The organism is Spirosoma liriopis (assembly GCF_023196085.1).
GTDB classification, from domain to species: Bacteria; Bacteroidota; Bacteroidia; order Cytophagales; family Spirosomataceae; genus Spirosoma; species Spirosoma oryzicola.
This window is the reverse complement of the sequence record NZ_JALPRF010000001.1, coordinates 1,668,015-1,688,940: the sequence shown is the minus strand read 5'-3', so window position 1 is coordinate 1,688,940 and position 20,926 is coordinate 1,668,015. Positions and strand designations below refer to the sequence as shown.

At 46.7% G+C, this 20,926-nt stretch carries 14 protein-coding genes and 1 tRNA gene; 3 read left to right on the top strand and 12 right to left on the bottom strand.

The window, feature by feature from the left end; genetic code table 11:
* Positions 1-112: 112 nt before the first annotated feature.
* The 4 genes from M0L20_RS06985 to M0L20_RS06970 form a co-directional block, all read right to left on the bottom strand.
* Positions 113-937, bottom strand: coding sequence for an energy transducer TonB (locus M0L20_RS06985; RefSeq protein WP_232560136.1), 825 nt, complete (start codon positions 935-937; stop codon positions 113-115).
* A gap of 4 nt (positions 938-941) precedes the next feature.
* On the bottom strand, positions 942-1,478 hold the full coding sequence (locus tag M0L20_RS06980) for an ExbD/TolR family protein (protein ID WP_232560135.1): 537 nt from the start codon (positions 1,476-1,478) through the stop codon (positions 942-944).
* A 72-nt stretch (positions 1,479-1,550) separates the two neighbouring features.
* Complete coding sequence (locus M0L20_RS06975) at positions 1,551-2,177, bottom strand: ExbD/TolR family protein (protein WP_232560134.1); 627 nt, start codon at positions 2,175-2,177, stop codon at positions 1,551-1,553.
* A 62-nt stretch (positions 2,178-2,239) separates the two neighbouring features.
* A complete protein-coding gene (locus M0L20_RS06970) occupies positions 2,240-3,073 on the bottom strand; it encodes a MotA/TolQ/ExbB proton channel family protein (RefSeq protein ID WP_232560133.1) in 834 nt (277 codons plus the stop codon).
* Positions 3,074-3,718: 645 nt separating this feature from the next.
* Here M0L20_RS06970 and M0L20_RS06965 point away from each other — a divergent pair.
* The gene (locus tag M0L20_RS06965; RefSeq protein ID WP_248476259.1) at positions 3,719-3,931 is read left to right on the top strand and encodes a hypothetical protein; all 213 of its coding nucleotides are present in this window, start codon (positions 3,719-3,721) and stop codon (positions 3,929-3,931) included.
* Positions 3,932-4,349: 418 nt separating this feature from the next.
* Here the strand turns inward: M0L20_RS06965 and M0L20_RS30100 are convergent, their stop codons facing one another.
* Both M0L20_RS30100 and M0L20_RS06960 read right to left on the bottom strand, forming a co-directional pair.
* Positions 4,350-4,472: a hypothetical protein gene (locus M0L20_RS30100; RefSeq protein ID WP_262923857.1), complete on the bottom strand. Its 123-nt coding sequence runs from the start codon at positions 4,470-4,472 to the stop codon at positions 4,350-4,352.
* Between the two features lie 422 nt (positions 4,473-4,894).
* Positions 4,895-7,621: an ATP-binding protein gene (locus M0L20_RS06960; RefSeq protein WP_248476258.1), complete on the bottom strand. Its 2,727-nt coding sequence runs from the start codon at positions 7,619-7,621 to the stop codon at positions 4,895-4,897.
* A 616-nt stretch (positions 7,622-8,237) separates the two neighbouring features.
* Between M0L20_RS06960 and M0L20_RS06955 the strand changes: the two genes are divergently transcribed.
* On the top strand, positions 8,238-8,693 hold the full coding sequence (locus M0L20_RS06955; protein ID WP_248476257.1) for a GNAT family N-acetyltransferase: 456 nt from the start codon (positions 8,238-8,240) through the stop codon (positions 8,691-8,693).
* A gap of 40 nt (positions 8,694-8,733) precedes the next feature.
* On the opposite strand, the gene M0L20_RS06950 is transcribed toward M0L20_RS06955, so the two are convergent.
* Positions 8,734-9,651: a hypothetical protein gene (locus M0L20_RS06950; protein ID WP_248476256.1), complete on the bottom strand. Its 918-nt coding sequence runs from the start codon at positions 9,649-9,651 to the stop codon at positions 8,734-8,736.
* 938 nt (positions 9,652-10,589) lie between these two features.
* Here M0L20_RS06950 and M0L20_RS06945 point away from each other — a divergent pair.
* Positions 10,590-14,126: an NHL domain-containing protein gene (locus tag M0L20_RS06945; protein ID WP_248476255.1), complete on the top strand. Its 3,537-nt coding sequence runs from the start codon at positions 10,590-10,592 to the stop codon at positions 14,124-14,126.
* Positions 14,127-14,661: 535 nt separating this feature from the next.
* Here M0L20_RS06945 and M0L20_RS06940 read toward each other — a convergent pair.
* The 5 genes from M0L20_RS06940 to M0L20_RS06920 all read right to left on the bottom strand — a co-directional run bounded on the left by M0L20_RS06940 (position 14,662) and on the right by M0L20_RS06920 (position 20,873).
* Positions 14,662-14,735 (bottom strand) — tRNA-Pro (locus M0L20_RS06940).
* Between the two features lie 91 nt (positions 14,736-14,826).
* Complete coding sequence (locus M0L20_RS06935) at positions 14,827-17,229, bottom strand: M1 family metallopeptidase (protein ID WP_248476254.1); 2,403 nt, start codon at positions 17,227-17,229, stop codon at positions 14,827-14,829.
* Between the two features lie 26 nt (positions 17,230-17,255).
* Positions 17,256-19,634, bottom strand: a complete 2,379-nt coding sequence (locus M0L20_RS06930; protein WP_248476253.1) for a M1 family metallopeptidase — start codon at positions 19,632-19,634, stop codon at positions 17,256-17,258.
* A gap of 105 nt (positions 19,635-19,739) precedes the next feature.
* On the bottom strand, positions 19,740-20,357 hold the full coding sequence (locus tag M0L20_RS06925) for a HupE/UreJ family protein (protein WP_248476252.1): 618 nt from the start codon (positions 20,355-20,357) through the stop codon (positions 19,740-19,742).
* 3 nt (positions 20,358-20,360) lie between these two features.
* Positions 20,361-20,873, bottom strand: a complete 513-nt coding sequence (locus M0L20_RS06920) for a gamma carbonic anhydrase family protein (RefSeq protein ID WP_248476251.1) — start codon at positions 20,871-20,873, stop codon at positions 20,361-20,363.
* Positions 20,874-20,926: the final 53 nt, after the last annotated feature.

Here is a 20,926-nt window from a genome sequence, read left to right as displayed (position 1 = left end):
CTGAGAGGAGGCAATCAGTGCGATGCCTCCTCCCAAGTATGCCATCGAAGCTAATACTGATATATACAGCGTTACCTTGGATGGACCTCGATTTTGTCCGCGCATAGATTACTTATTCCAGCGTGAAGTTGATCGGTAGGTTGTATTTTACACGAACCGGACGTCCTGACTGTTTGCCTGGGCGCCACTTTGGCATACCTTGTACTACGCGCTTCGCTTCTTCATCTGTACCGAAACCTAAGCCTTTCAAGATTTGAACGTCCTGAATACTACCATCGGTATTAACAACGAAACTTACGAATACCCGTCCTGAAACGTTAGCCCGCTGAGCAGCTGCTGGATAGCGAAGGTTTTTTCCCAAGTATTGTCCCAGTGCAGCCATACCACCCGTGAATTCAGGTTGTTGCTCTACCACAGTGAAGATTTCTTCTTCTTTCGGAGCGGCTTCAACAGCTACCTCAACCTTAGTAGGAGCAGCCGTTGCTTCAGGAGCAGCAATTACTTCTTCTGCGTTGGGGTCCCCTTCCTGCGTTTTTTCAGCGGCTACAGCTTCCTTCAGTTCTTCAACTGCCGGTGGTGGTGTTTCCTCAGGTACTTCCTCATCCGGTTTTACTTCCGGTGGAAGGAATTTCACCGTGTTCACCTTCGGCATTTCGACCGGTGGTGGTGGTGGCGGTGGAGGCTCGTTCGGGTCAATTGGCGGTGGTGGAAGCTTCATTAAGTCCACTTCAACCATTGCCTGTTCTTCTGGCTCCGGAGTCAAAGCTGTTATGATGGTAGGCGTTAATACACCGAGTGTAAACAGAATACCACCAATGATCAGGGCACGTGTAACGGTCCTTGGATAAGTCTTCCGCAGTTCGTAAGCACCATACGCTTTGTTCCGATTGGCAAACACGATATCATCGAGTGTTGCCTGGGATTCTAATTCTGCCATGGTGTTATACGTCGATTTTTACTTTGTCCTTGAGCATCTTTTTCTCATCCGGCGTCAGCTGATCTACCAGCGCGTACCGTTTCGTTTTCGTAATGGCCATTTCATCCAGTACGTCAACCATGTTTTTGTAGGTCGACAACTTGGTTGGTTTGATAACCACAACAAATTTGTCAGCAGCTACTTTTCGTGCGTTTTCTTGGATGGCCTGCCGGAAATCGTAGCCGTAACTAACGGTCTTTACTTCGGGATCTTCATTGGCCGCTTTACCGAAAATGTAATGGGCTTTGTTATCTTTCCCCAAGAAGATCGTCATTACGTTGGACGCCTTGATAGGCTCCGTCTCTTCTGTTTTGGTTTTGTCCGGTACGTTGAGCGTCATCGAAGATGGCTTGCTCAAGGTGGTGGCCAAGATGAAGAAAGTGATTAGAAGGAAGCCTAAGTCTACCATCGGGGTCATATCTACCCGTGTCGATGCTTTCTTGGACCGTACCTTACCACCATCATGCTTACCACCACCACCACCGGTGTTAATTTCTGCCATGGGTTTGTCTGGTTTTAGTTTTTCGTTAAGTGATCTCTTTAGAAATCCATTTATCAAAAAACTATGACTACATTAGTCTGCTTTCCAACCTGCCGGAGGAGCTTCCGTTCCTGTGATCAGGTTGAATTTATTGATATTCTGCGCTTGTAGCGTAGCTAACACGTTCTTAAACTCTGGGAACTTAGCGAGGTTATCACCTTTCAGAGCAATACGAAGTCCGTTGTTAGCCTTACGGGCATTGAATACCCAATCTTTTAATTCGTTGGTCGGAGCTGCTCCTGTTGAATCCGTAGGAATACCAGGCTGTTTTACTTTTGCCTGTTGCTCCTTAGGAAGGTTCAGATACGATTTCAACTGATTGATGGGCATACCAAAGTTTGACATCAAAGAAAACTCGTTTTTTTCCTTAGGGGAGAACGTGATTCCTTTCGCAGCCGCAATGTTGTCCAGCATTTCGAGCCGGTGCTGCTGGTTGTCAATACCGAAGTATACTTTTCCATCACGTCCAAGACCAATGGTCATAATGTCGCTATCAGGAACTTTGATGCCGGAAATCGACGAAGGGGTTTCGATAGCTGCTGCGTCCTGTGAGCGGAATTGTGCCGTCAAGATAAAGAACGTCAGCAACAGAAACGCCACATCAGTCATCGCCGTCATGTCCACCGAAGAACTGGCACGTTTGATTTTAACTGCTGGCATGAGTTGTTTTGTTTCTACCTGCCCGACGTTGGCCGGGCAGGTGGTTAAGTATACTGTCTCGACTAGTAGTGAGCAGCAAAGTTTTGCTGGATGCTCAGACCGATTTCGTCGATGTTGTAAGTCAGCACGTCAATCCGGCTAGTAAAGTAGCTATACATGATCGTAGCGATAGCAGCCGTACCAATGCCAAGAGCTGTATTTACAAGGGCCTCAGAGATACCCGTTGACAGAGCGCCTGTATCAGGCTGACCGGTAGCACCCATAGCTGCGAAAGCACGGATCATACCAAGTACCGTTCCAAGCAGGGCGATCAGCGTCGAAACCGAAGCCAGTGTAGCGATGATCGTCAGGTTTTTCTCAAGCATTGGCAGTTCAAGCGTAGTAGCTTCTTCCACTTCCTTTTGCAGAGCTACCAATTTCTGTTCTTTGTCCAACTGAGTGTCAACGGCTAATTGCTGGTATTTCAGCAGCGCAGTTTTAACGACGTTACCGATCGAACCTTTTTGTTTGTCGCACGCTTGGATAGCCGCTGCTACATCATTACGGTCGAGGGAAGCTTTTACTTTTTGAACGAAGTCATCAATTGAACCTGAACCGTTTGCGCGACCGATGGTGATAAAACGCTCAATAGAGAACACCAATACGGTCAAGAAACAGGTAAATAGAATCGGTACGATAAAACCGCCTTTGTACACGGTGCCGAAATAGTCGCCGGGTAGTGGTTCTTTCGTGTTGTCACCTTCCTGGAAGTGGCTGCCATCACCAAAGACGAACATGTACGTCAGAATACCAATCAGCAGCAGAACTGGAATTACGAGTGCGGGGTTCAAGCCACCTGACTTCTTTTTTGGTGCCGCTGCTTTGGCTGGTGCTGGAGAAGGAGTTTGTGTTTTCATTGGAACTGGACTGTAGGGTTAAATTTGAAAGTTGGTTTGCCCGGTAAAAAAAGCAAAAAATTTAGACTCTTTTGGTTTGTTCAGTTAAAAATTTGAGTGAAACCCGTCGAAACCTCTACAAAACTATAGTTTTTCCGATGAATACAACGCAAACGTATTAGCCAAATTTTATTTGCTTATGCCATTACATCAACAATTACTTAAAACTAGTAGGCAAGGTAATCTCCATAACTGATTGATGTATATACCGATAAAACCTTGTTTTTCAAGCGTCCAACATTTCCTGAAGCCACAAACTGCCAAACTGGCGCAAGGCGGTGCTTTATTCATAAAATAATTGTTAAGGTTATTTCTCTAGCCACTGGTCACTGCCAAATTCTATCTACTAGATGCAGGAGCTGGCCAAATTGCATAACTCAACAAAAATTTTTTGTTCGCTTGAAATCGAATTAATCGGCTTTGTCGTATATCTGACAAATTTGGCAAAAAGTTTATTATAATTTGTTTGTCCAGGATAGTTATTCAAAATAAATCTTGGATGAGTTCAATAAAAAGGACACTTTGTCGTGAAAACAGTTATAGTTAAAAAATAGTGTCGCTATGATGTACTGTTATTACTTTCGATCAACAACGGTACTTACTACGATGTGTGTTACAACTGGCAGTTTTCTACACCAGTTTATCACGTTCTCGCGGGGTTGGATCGTGTCGGAATGCCTTTCTTTCTCTTACTTGCTAGCTATTGTAGCATTCATTGGTGGTATGCTGACTGCTCATGCTTTGCTGTCGCTTTGGCGAGGAACATCATTTGTGACAGACCTAGTGGATTATGAGCCCGATCCCTTCTTGATGAACTAAATATGCCTTATGAAAAGAAAAAACGCTCTATCAGCGTTTTTTTTATTGAACAAGCAGCATATCGCAACCCTTAGACATAAGGTATGAGTAGTTCACTAGTAGCTTATATCTAAGTCCTGTTTAAACCAGTTTCTTTGAAAAATGCGCTAGAACTCAGCAGTCTATACGTAGTAAGTAACAGCTACTAGTATCAGGTAAAAAGTCAAGCAAATCCAGAAAAGGCGGATGGAAAACAGATAGTTGTGATCAACACGGCGCTTCGTATCAGAATCGTGAGTGAGGTTGTAGCCTTCACTTACCTGGGGCAAATTATTGGACGTATACCTGCTGACAAAGGCCGCCTGGTCAACTATCATATACTCGTCGACCTATGAAATAAATCAGCGCCTATGTTACAGATTATATAGCCTTCTAGTTGTCAGTTGACGTATTTAGGAAGAGCCGAGCGACTCTTGTTTCGACTCGATTCTGGTTTGCGAAGGATAAGAAAATAAGACGGATGTAGGGCCACGATCAGCGTTGAATAAGACGAAATAGTCATCCGTAAAAATTGATTAAGGGTTAGGAAGGAAGGTGTGGATAGAAGTGTGTCCCGTTATAAAGCACAGGAAGAATGAACGCACAATCCAGATGATTACGACGAAAAGTCAGCGTTACCAAGCCGATAGGGAGCGGTTGGATTCTATGACTGCCGACAGAAATATCTAGAACATACAGCCAAACTCCGCAGTACAAAACTAGGGATGATCTAGGTTATTTAGCTGGTTCAAAGTTCAGGATATGTCAGCCACTGAACTCTACCGAATCAGACAAAAACTCTACCCAAAACGCCAGAATAGCACTTTCTACATAACAAAGATTTACGCATCTGAAATTTTTTATACAAAATATGTCCAGTGGTCATCTTTTGTGCTGACACGTTTCCTGACACCGAAATAGGCCGTTGGTGAAAGTCCCGTTTTATTAGGTCGTCTTGGATAAACCTTTTCGGGTTGAGGGCGCAAAACCATACTGCTCTTTGTAAGCCCGGCCAAAAGAGGATAAGCTTCCAAAACCGACTGCATAAGCGGCCTGCGTTGGCTGGATACCTTGTTCTAATAATTCGTTGCCACGTCGAAGGCGATACGTGCGGATTACTTCACGCGTAGTAAGACCCAGTATACCTTTCATTTTGCGGTTCAATGTACGGCTGCTCATGGCTAGGGCATCGGCTAGTTGATCTACTTCGAAATCGGATTGATCAAGGTGTTGCTCCAGTAAGTCATACACATTCTTTAGGAAGTCTGGCAGTTCGGTAATTTCCTGATCAGGAAGGGGTGTGGTATCCGATAAATTTGGGACGGTCGAGCCAGCAAAGGTTCGTTGCCAGTAAGCCTGTTGGGACGATTTACGCTGAAGAAGATTTTGTAGGCGCAATAACAACTCCATTGGCAGAAACGGTTTTGTCAGGTAGTCATCAGCCCCGGTCTGAAGACCAATCAGACGGTCTTCGACAGTAGCTTTAGCCGTAAGCATCACTAGTGGAATGTGATCCGTACGAGAATCAGCTCGTAGCGCACGGCACAAATCCAGGCCATCGAGTCGAGGCATCTTCAGGTCGGTAATAATCAGTTCGGGCATCGAGTCAAGGGCCATTTCTAACCCTTGTTGGCCATCAACAGCTTCGAGTAAAGTGTACTGCGAGGCTAAAGTCATTCGGATGTACGTTCGTAAATCGTCATTATCTTCAACCAATAGCAGTAAGGGCTTCTCTGTCAACGGCTCTGATTCATCAGCAAATAGGTCAGCGGTACTTGGCAAATCAGCATCAGTTATCATTCGATCGATCTGCTCAAAATCTGAACGTTTGGGTGAAGGAGTGGGGAAAATATCTTTATGCTGTATCGACTGGTCTGCCACCGTCTGAATAGGGAGCGATAGCACAAAAGTTGTCCCTTCGCCAAGCTGACTGTGTACTTCGATACTACCCTCCAAGAGCTGCACCAACTCATAAGCAAGCGCCAATCCGACCCCGGAGCCTATTTTCTCCCGATTCGTATTGGCCTCCTGGTAAAAACGATCAAATACGTGGGGTAACACCTCAGGGGCAATTCCTACGCCTGTGTCGCGCACGTCAATCAGTACCGACGTAGCGGAATAAAAAGCTTTTACAACGACTGAACCGCCCTTTGGAGTAAACTTAATTGCATTACTAAGAAGGTTTGTTACAATCTTCTCCACTTTGTCGGCATCGTATGAAGCTAGGCGGCTGGTCTCATTTTGGTGTAGCGTCAACGCAACCGACTGGCTTTGCGCCTGAGCGTCGAACAAGGCTACCCACCCAGATAGATCAGCGGCAAAATCGCCTACTGTGGGTGAATTCTGCATTTGATCCGCATCAAGTTTAGCTAAATCGAGCAGTTGGTTGGTCAGTGTCTGAAGCCGCTCCGCATTGCGTAACATCAACGCGTATAGTTCATTATGGGGAAAGCGATTGTATAGGATTTGTAACGGTCCCAGAAGTAGCATAATGGGTGTCCGTAATTCGTGAGAAACGTTCGTAGAAAAATCCGTTTTAAGCTTATCAAGAACCTGAATATTCTCGCGATGGGCTTGTTCGAGGCTTAAGCTGTTAGCAGTTCGGATGCGGTCACGAGTCGATTGCCAAAGCATCGCGACGATAAAAAAAGGCTCTGCGGCAGAACTCAGGAACATTAAGAACTTAAGCGATTCTTCGCTGATAGATCCGGTGAAAAAACCTGCGTTCCGTCCGTAAAAATAAGTGTAAACGGGTAATAGCAGTAACAAAGCCAGCACGTTCCAGATGGCGGGCCGGACACCTCGTACATACAGCGCTACCAATAAGGCCAGGGTAAATCCCAGCATAACAGCCATTGCTGCTATAAGTGTCCAGGTTATGTAGGCATGCCGTACAAAAAAACTTATGATCGAATACAAAAAGCCTAAGCCGCCAAAGCCTTTGTATAACCACACTAGGGAGGGCAGAATTTTGGGTAGATGACAGGCCTGAACAACATAGTAAGCTAAAGCCGGCAGCAAAAAGCCCACGGTGACAAAGTTGCTCGTGTGAGCCCAGTAAGTTGAGTGGGGAAATAAATAGCCTGAGTAGCCGCTTCCGAATAATACGCTTATACAAACTGCTAATCCCCATAGGGCATAGGAACGTAGCACCACGAATGGGTACATGAACAATAGTAGAGCAAGCAGAAACAGCGTGAGCATGAACACAAGCGTAAACACGATGTATCGGTCCATGTCAGGCAAACGATCCGTGAGAAACGTAGACTGACTCCAGGCCTGCCATTGGTAGCTATGATGTTGTGTCGATAAAATTCGAGCGTAGAATGTTTGCGGAGCCGTTCCTGATACCGTTACGTAAATTGTGGGACAGCGGGTTTTAGGAAGCCGTGCTGCAAACGGAATCATATCACCCGAATGCTGCACAATCCACTTATTGGCCAAGTCGGGTTGGTATAATGTCAAGCTGTCAACGTAAAAATTCGTTAGCTCTAAGGCGTACTTTTCGGATGTTTTGACGGCTTGCTGAAGCGTAAATCGACACCAGACGGGATGGGTAGTGAAGCCCAAAATCAGGGCAGGATCAATGGCGACCTGCCATCGAATCTTAGGATTGGTTAACTGTCCGATGGTAAGCGCGTCAGTGGTATCAGTCAGGTACTCGACAGTCAACGTTCTAGGTTCCGATGAAAGGGGAGTGGGCAACTGATTCAAAACTGGGTTTGCGCCCGCCTTTAGAAATGGCAATAAGCAGACGAGAAGGACGCTTAATTTTCTAGAAAAGGTACGCCCTAGTAAGCCCGCTGGATTAATCGACTGATAGAGGATTCTCCCTGATAACTGTTGACACCAATTAATATGGACAAAAAGTAAAATTGATTCAAATAAAATCGTTCGGGTTAAATGAGTGGTTTTAACAGAAAGCAATCGATGGCGTTCAAATGAACAGAGCGTGTTCTTATTCGACCTCCACTTAGAAAAATAAATTACTTTTAGTAACGAATATCCGATCAGCACAGCCAGTTTTCACATAGTAAGGTTTGTAAAAATAACAGGTATTTTTTTACTTTTCTTGCTGAATTTGTCAATATAGGTATTCTTGCGACGACCTGTGCATCTCATATACGACAGGTTTAATAGGAGGAGTGATATAATAGATTAATACAGGAATAAGTAGTAGCTGCGACGGAATGACATACTTATTTCGTCAAGAATGCGTAAATCCGATAATCGGTCAACGACTCTAGTAGTCTGACAGTATTGAAGCTTACCAAATCCGAAAAAGAAAGTGAGCTATCTGATCGACAAAGCGCAACCTAGTGAATGGGTTCCTATGCACTTGTTGCTGTTAGCCGATGAGAATCAGCAGCTTGTTGAGGCTTATCTGCCGCTCAGTCAAGTTTATCTACTTAAAGACCTGGATCAGGTTGTGGGCATCTGCCTGTTGCAAATTCAGCAGTCGACGGGTGAAATTATGAATATCGCTGTTGAGCCAGCCCACCAAGGGAAAGGATTCGGTAAGGCCTTACTAGCTCATGTAACGGATGCTGCCCGCCAGCAAGGGTTAGAAAGGTTAGTGATTAAAACAGGCAATTCGAGCATTGGGCAAATGGCACTATACCAGCAGCACGGGTTCGATCTGATTCATGTAAATTACGACTATTTCACAAGGAATTACCCCAATCCTATTTGGGAAAATAGGATTCTGTGCAAGCACCAATTAATTTTTGAGTTAAGTCTATAGCGTACGCTAAGCCAGTATTTATTTCTGATACAAGTTAGTACTAGTACGATTCATAGTCGAATCGTAAGGTTTCTACCAACTTATCACTATACGTATACCGCACGGTTGGTAAGTTCGCTTCGTTATACTCGTAGCGGTAGGTAAGTCCGCCAATTGTTCGAACGTTGTTAGGGCTAAGCGTGTGTAGGTTTAGAAAGTAATCGTTGATCCCTCCGTAGTACTTTGGAATCACGTATAGACCATAAAACGGATTGATTTTGTCGTCAAATGTCAAACTGTATTGGTCAGTTTGCTTGTAGGGTACCGATCCCTGATAACCTGAGTTGGTATTTGTGGTAGAGGTGACGTTACTACCTGTATAGGAAAATTCGTAGCTAAGGGTGAACGCAGTTTGCTGTCCTTGCTGATAGATCACTTTCTTTAATTCGAGAACCTGACCAGACGCGTTGTAACGAGGATAAGCGATTATTGCCAATGTATTGGCGTTGTTTAACACCGACAAGTCAATAGCCCGCTGGCCGGGCTGAGCGAAGTTGCTGTAAGCGTAGCGAATCTCACTGAGCTGCCCCGTCGAAGTGTAGCTGTACTGATGCCGGTAAGTCATAGGGCCGAAAATGCTGTTGGGCCGGGCAATCTGCTGATATTGATGCTGTATTAGTCGGTTCTGAACATCGTACTGATAGCTACTCTTCTCAATCCAGGTAACCGTGCTGTCAGGCGATTCGTAGGAAAGTAAAGAACTCAAGCGACCTTGGGCGTCGTAGGTGAAAGCCGTAATCTTCCTGGCATTGTTGGGCATATCCTGCGACAAGGATTTGATGCGAACCCGATTGGCTGGTGTGGAGGTAGAGGCCGGAGGACCCGGAGTTACCGCTGGAGAATCGGCGGGCTGGCAAGCGTCAAGTATCAGGAACAATAAGCCAAAAAAGAATACGGTAAGTAAAGAGAAACGTTGCATACAGGTGCGGATTGCCAGGAGAGTAAGGATTCTTGATCGCTTAAAGTAGAAGAGGATTGAAGAAAGAATAAAAGTAATTTATTGTTTGGTGAGATCTGTCGTTGTTCGGTAATAGGCAAACGAAGTCTGCTGGTAAGTTTTTCAGGCAACCAGGCTCTTGTATCTACAATTATTGACTTTTCTAACAAAAACTCGCGAGTGAAGTTACACTGTGAGATAAAAGTTACCAGTAAAATAGCGATCGGGGTCTCAATTCATTGAAAGTGATTTTATAGTGTAATGTTGGAGGCTGGTTTTGGAATAAAGTAGTGCTGGATTGCTATAGTTAGTGTAGTATACTAAAATAAAAATAACCGTTTAAAAGATTTATAAGTGGCTGTCGATTATGTCGGAAAGGCGGAATTCGAATCCACGACCTCTTGATCACCACGTAGTGTGTCGAAATTATTTATAGTTGGTACATTACTAAGCTATATCTGATAGGGTCTGTAAAAATAGCCTTTATTGTCTCTTGATATAAAATCGCTGTATTTTCTTATACCCAAAGCACAATGGCAAGAAAAATTGATTATAGATAATTCAATGCTACGGTACGGATTGTTGACTGAAGTAGTTAGGTGCTTAAAGACGGCTCATTTTTTGTTTTGAATCTATGGGATTGTCCGACGACACGCCTTGTACACTGTCTCTACTTGTAGGGGGACAAATGCTCCGCGGGAGAGATAGCCTATTTATAAGTCGTCTTGTTTCTGTCCCTCCCTAATATTGCACCATTTTAGCCCAGATCATTACAACTCCAGACAGAGCGAGTAGTAATTTGCTCCTGTCATACTTACATAAATATCAGTAAAATTAAGTAGTCGTTATATGCACTTTAATTTGCTCTTAAAGAGACATAATAACGTGAAGCAACTTATATTTTTTAATTACTCTATCCTATGACAGTAACTATATCTATCCAGACCTATTGGTGGCAATTGTTAGTCCGGTTTCTTTTATTAGCTAGTTCCTTGTTGATGAGCCAGCGGAGTCTGTCGCAGGTAATTACAACCATAGCCGGTAGTAATTCAAAAGGGGATGGCGGCCCTGCTACCGCTGCTATCGTACCATATGCATTTGATGTAGCAGTAGATGCAGCGGGAAATGTGTTTTTTTCAGATGCTGTCAATTATACGGTTCGGAAAGTAGCGATTGATGGTACGATTACAACTATAGCTGGTACCGGTGTTGGTGGTTTTAGTGGCGACGGTGGTCCGGCCGTCAATGCTCAATTGAATCCCTTATCGATCGCAATCGATAAAACAGGTAATCTTTTCATCATTAGCAACGCTAGGGTTCGAAAAGTAGATACTAATGGTATCATTACGACTGTGGTGGGCAACGGGCAAATTGGTAATAGTGGCGACGGAGGATTGGCCATCAACGCTCAGTTAAATGCCCCTAGTGGACTGGCAGTAGATGCCAATGGCAATCTATACATTGCTGACATCAATAATGCCAGTGTCCGTAAAGTAGATACCAATGGCATTATCTCCCGAGTGGCTGGTACCGGTGTTGCTGGTTTTAGTGGTGATGGCGGCCCGGCTGCTAACGCCCGGTTACGCTATCCTTCGGGTGTTGTTGTGGATGCTGCTGGCAATCTATATATTACTGATACCCAAAACGGACGTATTCGCAAGGTAGACATTGATGGTATTATTACTACAGTGGCTGGTAGAGGTGGAGAAGGGGCCAGTGGTGATGGAGGACCTGCAACGAACGCCCTGCTTAATCGACCTTCTGATGTTACTGTAGATGCCAGTGGCAACCTGTACATTGACGATAACTTTAGTTATCGAATTCGGAAAGTGGCTAGTAACGGGATTATTACCACAGTAGCAGGGGGAACGCAGGGTTATGGTGGTGATGGTGGACCAGCAACCAGTGCATCCTTGAACAATACAACTGGAATAACTATCGACAGCAATGGAAACCTGATTTTTGCAGATGCTAGGCGGGTTCGTAAAATTTCTACAAATGGTACTATTACCACTATTGCTGGTAACGGCACGATTTCATTCGGAGGGGATGGTGGGCTAGCTACCAATGCCAACTTATTGACTCCATCGGGCTTGACGGTGGATGGGGCTGGCAATCTATATATTAGTGATTCAGGTAACAATCGAATTCGAAAAGTAAGTGCAGAGGGCATTATTACGACCATTGCCGGCAACGGAGTAGAATACTTGTACGGTACAGGTGATAATGGTCCGGCTTTAAATGCGGCAGTCTACCAACCCAGTTTCAATGCTCTAGACAGGAATGGTAATCTGCTCATTGCAACCGGTTTTCTTGTCAGAAAAGTAACGCCGGCTGGTATGATTAGCACGATAGCGGGCAACAATGCAGGTTATAGTGGTGACGGTGGCCCAGCCACCAATGCTGGACTAGGGAGTGCTCAAGGAGTGGCGATTGATAAGATGGGAAATATTTACATTGCCGCCGGTAGCCGGATTAGAAGAGTAGACAATAATGGTATCATTACTACGGTAGTTGGAACTGGTGTCTATGGTTATAGTGGTGACGGTGGCTTAGCAATTAATGCGAATATTAGTCCTACTTCAATAGCGGTGGACGGGATTGGTAATCTATATTTTTCCAGCGAGTATTTTTACCAAGACAGATCCACATATATTAGAGAGCATCGAATACGAAAGGTTGACGTAAATGGTATCATTACAACGGTAGTGGGTGGTGGAGCTCCCGGATTTGGTGGTGATGGCGGGCCGGCTACTAGTGCGAAAATAAATACGCCTAAAGTTATTAAAATAGATGCCAGCGGTAATCTTTACTTTGCGGACGCGGGAAACAATCGTGTTCGGCTGGTCAATGTCAACGGCATCATTACGACCATAGCAGGTAATGGTACTGCCGGTTTTAGTGGGGATGGCGGATTGCCTATCAATGCTGCACTGAATGCGCCTAATGATATTGCATTGGCCGAAAAAGGCATTATTTATATTGCCGATAGTGGCAATAACCGCGTTCGCAAGGTTACGATTAACCTGCCACCTGTGGTGGTAGGAAGTGGCTTGGCTTCGCCCCAATCTGCAACAGTAGGGGCGGCCTTTTCAACGGCCACAGCTTATGCTTTTTCTGATCCTGAAGGACGACCACTACTTTATTCTTCTAGTAGTCTGCCTTCTGGTTTGATTCTTGATGCCAATACCGGTATAGTTTCGGGTACACCGACTTCAGCAGGCCGGTTTGGCGTTACGATCGGAGCCACTGATGATGCCGGAGCTACGACTTACAGCGGCTTCTACTTAGTAATCAATACAGATCCACCTAGTAACTTACCGCCAGTTGTAACGAGCAATGGAATCCTTTCTCCTCAGTCGGCTACGGTGGGCGTTGGTGTATCCATTCAAACCGCCTATGCATTTTCGGACCCGGAGGGTCGTCCCTTAGTATATTCGTCAAGTAGTTTGCCCTCCGGTTTGCGACTAAATTCTCAAAACGGCATAGTCTCGGGCGCACCGACTTCAGCAGGCCGGTTCGGTGTTACAATCGGAGCCACCGATGACGCAGGCTCAATAGTCTATAGCGGCTTCTACCTAGTTGTCAGTACAGACCCATCTACTAACCTGCCACCAGTTGTAGTGGGCAATGGAATCCTCTCTCCTCAGTCGGCTACGGCAGGCGTTGGTGTGTCCATTCAAACCGCCTATGCGTTTTCGGACCCAGATGGTCGTCCCTTAGTATATTCGTCAAGTAGTTTGCCCTCTGGTTTGCAGCTAAATTCTCAAAACGGTATAGTCTCGGGTACTCCCATTAGTGGTGGCACTGCAGGAATCACTATTGGGGCTACCGATGATGGAGGATCGACAGTTTATAGTGGATTCTATTTGACCGTTAATGGAGCGCCTTACGTAATAGGTGGTGGGTTGTCATCCCCTCAGTCTGGTACAATAGGTGTAGGCATGTCCATTCCGACAGCTTATGCTTTTAATGATCCAGAAGGGCGGCCTTTAGTGTATTCTTCATCTAGTCTACCAGCAGGGTTAAGCCTGAATGCCACTACTGGTGTAATCTCGGGTACACCCGTTAATGTCGGAGTCAATGGTATTACTATAGGAGCTACGGATGATGGAGGATCGACAGTTTATAGTGGATTCTATATAACTGTTAGTAGCACTGGTGGAAGTCGCCAGTCTGTGGCGGCTGACTTCGAATCCGGTTATGGTATACAGGTACGGGTTTTAGGCAATCCTACCCCTGCTGAATTAGTGGAGGTCGAAATTCAGGGTGCTCAGGGTAAATCTCTGTGGCTACGTAGCTTCGATAGTCAAGGCCGCTTGATTAGTGAAACGGCGTTAGAAGAGGCAGGTTTGCTGGAGCATCGATGGGTTCGGATAGGTTCAGCAAGTGGGCTATACTACGTTCGGATAAGTATGGGCGACCAACAACGACTCATTAAAATCGTTAAATATTAATGGCTCTACAATACTAATCAAAAGATTGTCGCTTGTAAGGCCAGTGAGAAGTGAGAATCGACTGTCCAGCTTGATTGTGGATATTCATTATACATTGTTAAATAGCTTTTGGCGTAAAGAAGCCTTTCGGTTCTCTTTATTTCTATGGTCAACGAACTGGTAACCGTTTCCTGATCTGTATAAAATGAAATAACTTGATAATTATGCTTATCACCCACTCGTGCTGCCGGTACCGCTACGACTACCTAGTAGTATGCACACTAGCGACACGAGTGGGCTTAGTATTAGGCAGAATAGGTACAAAGAAGAAATTGCATCGATTAGCAAAAAGATAAGTAATATTGAAATGAAGAGTCTAAAAGTGCTTCAGAACTCAAGAAATTTTCTTTTTTGCTGGTTAACTGACTTGAGATCTGTATGCCCACCTATTACAATCAATGATTGACGTATTGATATGATGTAATTGTTGTGCCAAACGTTGTACCCTAAAATAAAAACAGCCACTTACAAATTTTGTGAGTGGCTGTTAATTATGTCGGGAAGGCGGGATTCGAACCCACGACCTCTTGCACCCCATGCAAGCACGCTACCGGACTGCGCTACATCCCGAATCGGTTTGCAAAGGTAGTGAAGAGTAGAGAATGAACAATAAAGTAGCGCGTTTTTTTGTCTGCTTTACTGTTCATTCTCTAAACTATACTTAGTTTTTGCTGCTTCCTTGTGTAGCGGGCGGCTGATTAGACCGACGTTGCTGCATCGGGTTCTGACTTTGTGCGCCCGAACGCTGCTGCTGCCTGAACAACTGGAAGCGTGTCGGCTGAGACACCCGGGGGAATGAGTTGTTATCGGCGTCGATATCAGCGATCTCCTGGTACGGATCAAGCGTCCATTGCTTTACTTTCTTCGATGTAGCAATCACCTTCTTGATCGATACGTCGTTAAATCGCCAGATTTCGGCCGGGAAGCGAGCTACTGAATCGGTTCCGTCTTCAAATTCCATCCGGATGATTACGGGCATCGGAACACCACCTTTGTTTTTGAGGGATAGTGTGTAGAAGTTGGTGCCCGCCGTTTTTTCCAGCGCACTCCGTTCGCTCTCGCTCAGCGTTGCCAGGTAATCCTGGTATTTCTTCTTGTCGGTGTCGGTAACGGCGTACGGATCGTAGCTGTTGTAGAAATCGCGCATGGTTGAATCTTTGGCGACAACGGATTCGGCCTGTGTTGCCGCATCACGTTGTTTGCTGACCGTACCAGCCCGGCGTTGCGCTTCAGCTTTAGCGGCTGCCTTGGTCGCTACCGGATCACCTGAATCAACCTGAAACCAATCCACTTCTACTAAATCCTGATCGACAGGTTCGACACCATAGAACCAGCCTTTCCAGAACCAGTCCAGGTCAACACCCGAGGCATCTTCCAGGGTGCGGAAGAAGTCGGCGGGTTCGGGCGATTTGAAGGCCCACCGACGCGCGTATTCCTTGAATGCATAATCGAACAGCTCGCGGCCCATCACCGTTTCGCGCAGGATGTTAAGCGCCGTGGCGGGTTTGGCATAAGCGTTTGGTCCGAGGCTGATCACGTTATCGGATGAAGTCATAATGGGCGACAGGACCGCTTTATCCGATTTCATGTAATCCACGATGTATTGCGGCTCACCCCGACGGCTTGGGAAATTGTAGTCCCACTCTTTTTCGGCCAGATACTGACAGAAGGTGTTCAAGCCCTCATCCATCCAGGTCCACTGCCGTTCGTCTGAGTTGACGATCATCGGGAAGAAGTTGTGACCCACTTCGTGAATGATTACCCCAATCATACCCGCTTTGGTCTGTTCAGAATAGGTACCATCAGGTTCAGGACGGCCACCGTTAAACGAAATCATCGGGTATTCCATACCACCGCCCGGTGTGCCGTGGCAGGAAATTGCAACTGGATACGGGTACTTGATTGTGCGGTTACCGTATGATTTCAGCGTATGCTCAACAACGCGGGTCGAATACTGGCCCCACAGTGGATTGCCTTCTTTAGAATAAAACGACATACTCCAGATCTTGTGTCCGTCGCCATATACGTCGGTTTGCATCGCATCCCAAATAAACTTGCGGCTGCTGGCGAACGCGAAGTCACGAACATTTTTCGCGTCAAAAATCCAGGTTTTTTTGCCTTTCGTATCGCCGGGTTTTGCTTTCTCGGCGGCTTCGGCTTCAGCCTGCGAGACAATGATAACTGGCGTTTTCGAAGTAGCTGCTTGTGCCATCCGTTTCTGCTGCGTAGCCGATAAGACCTGCTTGTAGTTCTGGCACTCGCCGGTTGCGCCAACAACGTGGTCGCTTGGCGCGGTGATGGCCACTTTGTAATTACCGAAGATCAGCGTGAATTCACCCTGACCCAGGAATTGCTTGTTCTGCCAGCCATTTACGTCGTTGTAAGCGCACAAACGCGGGAACCAGTGCGCAATGAAGTAATTGTAGTTGCCGTCTTTGGCGAAAAACTCCATACCGCTCCGTCCGTAGTACTCTGTAACGAAGTAGTTCCAATCGACGTTGAACGAATAACTTGCACCGGGCTTCAAGGGCGTCGGCAAGTCGATCCGCATCATTGTCTGGTTGATGGTGTATTTGAGCGCATTGCCAGACTTCGCATCTTTTACGGACGTGATTTTGTAGCCGTACTTATCCGAAGCCTGCTGGCTGCTACGCTCCCGAACGGAAGTCAGGTTTTGTAGCTGAGCAAAACTCATCCCACTTTCGTTGACGCCACCCGTGCGGGTAACGCTACCAATCGAGCCTTTCGCAAACAGGTTCTGATCGAGTTGCAGCCAGATAAAGCGTAACTCGTCGGTTGAGTTGTTGTGATACGTTACCGTTTCAGAACCAATGATTTTTTGGTTGGCATCGTCAAGTTCAACCTTGATGTCGTAGTCGGCGCGGTTTTGAAAATAGTCTTTTCCTGGTGCGCCAGCAGCCGTTCGGAAGGTATTTGGCGTTGGCAACATTGGTCCCAACTGCTCGAAGCGCGTGTTCGCGTTTTGAGTCGGAGCCGGTTGAGCCTGGGCCATCAGCGTGGCTGACCATAGGACGAGGCCAGCCATCAGCACTGTCTTTCTCATAGTAGATTTTAAGTTAAACGCTTGGGTTAATTACGGCCAGTTCCTTGTCTGGCTGGTGCTTGTTGACGTTGTTGTTGCATCGGATTGGATGCGCTACTGCCTCGTCCCTGCTGCTTGAATAGCTGGAAACGTGTCGGTCTGGCTACCGGCGGAAACGAGTTGTCTTCGGTATTAATATCCGCAATTTCGTAGAAAGGGTCAAGCGTCCATTGCTTTACTTTCTTGGGCGTTGCGATTACTTTCTTGATCGATACATCGTTGAATCGCCAGATTTCGGCTGGGAAGCGAGCTACCGAATCAGTTCCATCTTCGAACTCCATCCGGATAATTACGGGCATCGGCAAACCGCCTTTGTTCTGCAATGACAAGGTGTAAAAGTTAGTACCCGCTTCAGCGAGTAGCCGTTCTTCTGCTGACAAGGACGCCACATAAGCCTGATATTTCTTGCGGTCTTCGTCGGTAACGGCGTATGGGTCGTACTGATTGTAGAAGTCACGCATGGTGCTGTCCTGCGATACTACGGTTTCGTCTTTGCTGAGCGCGTCGCGCTGTTTGCTGATCGTATTCAGTCGACGTTGTGCGGCTGCGCGGGCTTCGGCTTTGGTGATCTCTGGATTCTGTGAGTTAGCCTGATACCAGTCGACTTTCACCAGCGATTGGTCAACGGGTTGAACCGTGTAGAACCAGCCTTTCCAGAACCAGTCCAGATCAACACCCGAGGCATCTTCCAGAGTGCGGAAGAAGTCGGCGGGTTCGGGCGATTTGAAGGCCCACCGGCGCGAATATTCCTTGAATGCATAGTCGAATAGTTCGCGGCCCATCACCGTTTCGCGCAGGATGTTAAGCGCCGTGGCGGGTTTGGTGTACGCATTCGGACCGAATGTATTGCCCGGAATATTATCCGAACTGCTCATGATCGGAACCTGCTGGGTAGAATCGAGCTGCATGTACGGCACAATGTACTGTGGGTCGATGCCGTGCGCCGGGAAATTTGCATCCCATTCGAGACAGGCCAAGCCTTCGAGGAAGCTGTTCAGTCCTTCGTCCATCCATGACCACTGCCGTTCGTCGGAGTTGACGATCATTGGGAAGTAGTTATGACCGACCTCATGAATAACGACCGAAATGAGGAAGTTTTTGGTGCCTTCGGAGTAGGTCCCATCGGCTTCTGGACGAGCCCCGTTAAAACTCATCATTGGGTACTCCATACCACCAACCGGACCATGAACGGAGTATGCTACAGGGTACGGGTACGCAAAGGTCCGACGTGAGTAAGAGCGTAGCGTATGGGCGATAAGCCGCGTTGAGTACTGACCCCAAAGCGGATTTGCTTCTTTCGGATAGAGCGACATTGCCCAAACGCGCTTGCCTTCCACTGTTGGTTGAAGCGCGTCCCAGATAAACTTGCGGCTGCTGGCAAAGGCAAAATCGCGAACGTTATCGGCTTTGTAGACCCAGGTTTTGGTACCCGTGGCTTTGCCTTTTTCGGCGGCTTCGGCTTCGGCCTGCGTAACAACCAGAATAGGATTTTCGCCCGCTTTATCACCGCGATTTTTCGCTTCGGTCAGGCGCTTCTGCTGCGTAGCGGTCAACACCTGAGCGGGATTTTGCAATTCGCCGGTTGCGCCAACAACGTGGTCGTTGGGCGCAGTGATCGCCACTTTGTAGTTGCCGAAGATGAGCGTGAACTCACCACGTCCCAGAAACTGCTTGTTCTGCCAGCCATTTACGTCGTTGTAAGCGCATAAGCGGGGGAACCACTGGGCCATTTCATAGATGTAGTTGCCATCTTTCGGAAAGTATTCGAAGCCCGACCGAGCCCCTACACTTTTCGCGTCAACAATTTTAAAGTTCCAGTCAACAGAGAACGTTACGGACTTGCCCGGAGCTACGGGTGTGGGCAAGTCAATCCGCATCATTGTCTGATTGATCGTGTATTTAAGCGCTTTGCCCGATTGGTCACGTACCGATGTAATTTTCTGACCGTAATCTTTTTCGGCCAGGCTGGTATTGGCCGTAAGTTGCTGTAGCGAAGCACCCCGTTCGGCGTTTATGCCGCCGGTCTGCGAGGTTCTGCTAATTACATCGGGGCGAAACAGGTTCTGATCAAGCTGTAACCACAGGTAGGGAAGAGCATCCGTTGAGTTGTTGTGGTACGTGATCGTTTCCGAAGCGGTTAATTTCTGATTGGTGTCGTCCAGCGTAGCTTTAATGTCATAATCGGCTCGGTTCTGAAAGTAGTCCTTTCCCGGTGCTCCGGATGCTGTACGAAATGTGTTCGGTGTAGGCAGCGTTGGTCCCAACTGTTCAAAACGCGTGTTGGCATGTTGCGTCGTCGGCGCTTGTGCCCGAGCAAACCACATTGGAATGGTTAAACTCGTTACTAGCAAAATTATCTTTTGCATAAATCAAGCTATAGTTGTTGATAGGAGTGCTAAAATTACAAAAAAAAGAGGTTTGCCGTATTTGTATTTTGAGGAAGGAAAAGACAATCCGGAAAGGTGCTCAGCCTACTTCATCAATTCACCTAGGTACTCGTTGTTGATAATGAGCGATGCGGCCATTCCTGCTACAAAACCCGACAAGATAAGTGTCCAGCGTAGTCGGCTAGTTCTGAGTAAATTAAGCGCTAAGTAGGCTAGCGTCAGGATAAAACCAACAATCACTAATTGACCGATTTCCAGACCAATGTTGAAAGCCAGCAGCGGTTTGACGATGTCGGCCTCCCGACCTAGCAGACTGCGCAGGTAGTTTGAAAAACCCATGCCGTGAATTAAGCCAAAAACCAGGGCCAAACCATAGCGCCACGGACGGTTTGTTTGCCGGGAAACTGGCAACGATCGGTAGCCAGGCTCCTGGAAAAAGAAATTGGTAATAGCTGTGATCAGGATGGTGATCGGAATGAGTAGTTCAATGACTTCAGTTTTATACGTGATAAGCTGAAGCGTAGCCAACGCCAGTGTAATCGAGTGACCAATGGTAAATGCCGTCACTAGAATTAATACCTGTCGCCATTGCTGAAGCGTGTAGACGGCGCACAAGGCAGTAACGAATAAAACGTGATCGTAGCCGCTGGGATCAGTGATATGGTCGAAGCCAAGGCCAAGGTAAATGAAAAAATCGTCCATAAGTTACTCCTTAAACCAGCCTGCGTACATGACATAATTAGTAGCTGTGCGCATGAAAACCTCTTCATGCTCCGCCGAAACCGCTTTCAGCAGACGAGCTGGATTGCCCGCATAAATTGAACCGGGTGGTACAATGGTATTCTGCGTAACAATGGCACCTGCGGCAATAATGCTGCCCGTTCCGATAACGGCTCCGTCCATAACAATTGCACCCATTCCAATCAGAACTTTGTCTTCAATGGTGCAACCATGAACAATGGCATTGTGGGCGATGGATACGTAATTGCCAATCGTGGTTTTGTGGCGCTGGTAGGTGCAGTGGATAACAGCACCGTCCTGAACGTTGCAGCGATCGCCTAATGTGATTGAATTCACGTCGCCCCGCACAACCGCGTTGAACCAGACAGTGCAGTCGCGTCCCATTGTGACCTGACCTACGATGGTTGCATTCTCGGCGAACCAGCAGTTGTCGCCAAATGAGGGATGAATCCCATGAACGGGTTTTATAAGTGCCATAGCGCAAATATAATCTGTCGTTCCCGGGACGTTGACAGCAAAAACAAAAAAAG

Excerpts from the sequence above, each read along its gene's own strand:
- M0L20_RS06950 (WP_248476256.1), bottom strand. The coding sequence starts at position 9,651 with ATGCAACGTTTCTCTTTACTTACCGTATTCTTTTTTGGCTTATTGTTC.
- M0L20_RS06925 (WP_248476252.1), bottom strand. The coding sequence starts at position 20,357 with ATGGACGATTTTTTCATTTACCTTGGCCTTGGCTTCGACCATATCACT.
- M0L20_RS06965 (WP_248476259.1), top strand. The coding sequence starts at position 3,719 with ATGTGTGTTACAACTGGCAGTTTTCTACACCAGTTTATCACGTTCTCG.
- M0L20_RS06935 (WP_248476254.1), bottom strand. The coding sequence starts at position 17,229 with ATGAGAAAGACAGTGCTGATGGCTGGCCTCGTCCTATGGTCAGCCACG.
- M0L20_RS06975 (WP_232560134.1), bottom strand. The coding sequence starts at position 2,177 with ATGCCAGCAGTTAAAATCAAACGTGCCAGTTCTTCGGTGGACATGACG.
- M0L20_RS06930 (WP_248476253.1), bottom strand. The coding sequence starts at position 19,634 with ATGCAAAAGATAATTTTGCTAGTAACGAGTTTAACCATTCCAATGTGG.
- M0L20_RS06970 (WP_232560133.1), bottom strand. The coding sequence starts at position 3,073 with ATGAAAACACAAACTCCTTCTCCAGCACCAGCCAAAGCAGCGGCACCA.
- M0L20_RS30100 (WP_262923857.1), bottom strand. The coding sequence starts at position 4,472 with ATGACTATTTCGTCTTATTCAACGCTGATCGTGGCCCTACATCCGTCT.
- M0L20_RS06985 (WP_232560136.1), bottom strand. The coding sequence starts at position 937 with ATGGCAGAATTAGAATCCCAGGCAACACTCGATGATATCGTGTTTGCC.
- M0L20_RS06920 (WP_248476251.1), bottom strand. The coding sequence starts at position 20,873 with ATGGCACTTATAAAACCCGTTCATGGGATTCATCCCTCATTTGGCGAC.
- M0L20_RS06980 (WP_232560135.1), bottom strand. The coding sequence starts at position 1,478 with ATGGCAGAAATTAACACCGGTGGTGGTGGTGGTAAGCATGATGGTGGT.
- M0L20_RS06945 (WP_248476255.1), top strand. The coding sequence starts at position 10,590 with ATGACAGTAACTATATCTATCCAGACCTATTGGTGGCAATTGTTAGTC.